The organism is Azospirillum sp. B506 (assembly GCF_000333595.1).
Taxonomy (GTDB): domain Bacteria; phylum Pseudomonadota; class Alphaproteobacteria; order Azospirillales; family Azospirillaceae; genus Azospirillum.
Window position 1 is genome coordinate 1 of record NZ_BADK01000453.1, and the last position, 1,705, is coordinate 1,705.

Sequence of the window (1,705 nt, forward strand, 5' to 3'; positions counted from 1 at the left end):
CGGCATGATGGCATCCATCAGGATCACGTCGGGTGTCACCTGTTCGAGCAGGGCCAACGCCTTGCGACCGTCCAGCGCCACCAGCACGGTCACTCCGGCTTCCTCCAGCGCGTCGGTCAGGAAGCTGAGGGCTTCGGGCGAATCGTCGACGACGAGAACGACGTCACGCGGTCTGGTTACGGATTTCATCGTCATGGCTGGCATCGTCATGGCTGTCATCGCGGTACACCGCCTCCAGCGCGGCCATATACTGGTTCAGGTCGTAGTTGCTGACGAGAGTGCGCATGCGGCCGACGAAGCGCTCCAGTTCCGGATGGGCGGCGGCGATCTCGGCCAGCTTGGCCTGCATGCCGCGGACATAGCCGATGCGGCCCAGATGGATCAGTTCGGCGATGTGGTGCTGCGGCGGCAGTTCCGACGCGGCGAAGTCGGGCGGGCCGTCGTCGGTGCCGTCGGGCGTCTCATACTCCCAGTCGATGGCGCGCAGCCGGCCGATGCAGGCGAGCAGCTTCGGAATGGAGACCGGTTTGGCGACGAAGCCGTCATGGGGTTGGCCCCCATCGGCGCCGGTCCCGGCGCTCCGACTGTCGGCGGGGCGGTCCTCCCGCGTGTCGGCCGACACCAGGACGATGGTGGTGTCGTCCTGGCCGGAGGCGCGCAGGCGCTTTGCCACCTCCAACCCGCTCATGCCGGGCATGGAGATGTCGAGCAGCAGGATGTCCGGCCGATGCAGTTCAGCCAGGGTGAGGCAGGTCGGGCCGTCGGTCGCCTTGAAGACGGTGAAGCCAAGCTCGGTCAGCAGATCGGCCAGCAGGTTGCGATGGGCGAGGTCGTCGTCGGTGACCAGAACGGTCAGGCGCGGCCCGCGATAGCCGCGGATCGGAAGATCGGGCTGGGACGAGGCGGTCGAGAGCATCGCGGCGGACATCATCAGTCGCACCCGGAACAGGCTGCCGGTACCGGGCGTGCTGGTCACGGTGATCTCGCCGCCCATCACTTCGGTCAAAAGCTTGGTGATGGTCAGGCCAAGGCCCATGCCGGGGACCATCGGGTTGGCGGCCGAGCCGCGCTCGAAGGGCTGGAAGATGCGCTCCAGATCGGCCAGGGCGATGCCGGGGCCGGTGTCCTCGACCTCGAACTCGGCGATCTGGCTGCGGTGGCGCACCCGCAGGCAGACGGTGCCGGCGTCGGTGAACTTGATGGCATTGGACAGCAGGTTGATCAGGATCTGGCGGATGCGGCCCTCGTCGGTGAAGACCACGGGCGGCAGATCCTCCGGCGCCTCGAAGCGGAAGGCGATGCCCTTGGCCTCCGCCTGCAGGCGGAACATGCCGACGAGCTGGTCGAGCAGGTCGCCGAAGCGCACCTCCGCCCGGTTCAGCTGCAGTCGGCCGCTCTCGATCTTCGACACGTCGAGCAGTCCGTCGAGCAGACCTGACAGATGCTCGGCGCTGCGGCGGATGACGCGCACCGCATCCACCCGGTGCGGCGGCATGGCCGGGTCGCGTTCCAGCATCTGCGAATAGCCGAAAATGGCGCTCAAGGGCGTGCGGAACTCGTGGCCGATGCCGACCAGATAGCGGCTCTTGGCGAGGTTTGCCGCTTCCCGCGCCTCCTTCGCCTTCTGGAGCTGGCCGTCGGTGCGTTCGTGCGCTTCGATTTCCTGCATCAGCAGGGCGGTCTGCTTCTGCGTTTCCTCCTGGGC

At 67.3% G+C, this 1,705-nt stretch carries 2 protein-coding genes; both read right to left on the bottom strand.

The window, feature by feature from the left end; translation table 11 throughout:
- Window positions 1-195 (bottom strand): response regulator (locus I71_RS13740; protein WP_042695420.1); only part of this gene is annotated, 195 nt, incomplete at its 3' end.
- Window positions 164-1,705: ATP-binding protein (locus tag I71_RS13745; protein ID WP_042695421.1), on the bottom strand; the 1,542-nt coding region annotated here is incomplete at its 5' end. The genes I71_RS13740 and I71_RS13745, both read right to left, overlap by 32 nt.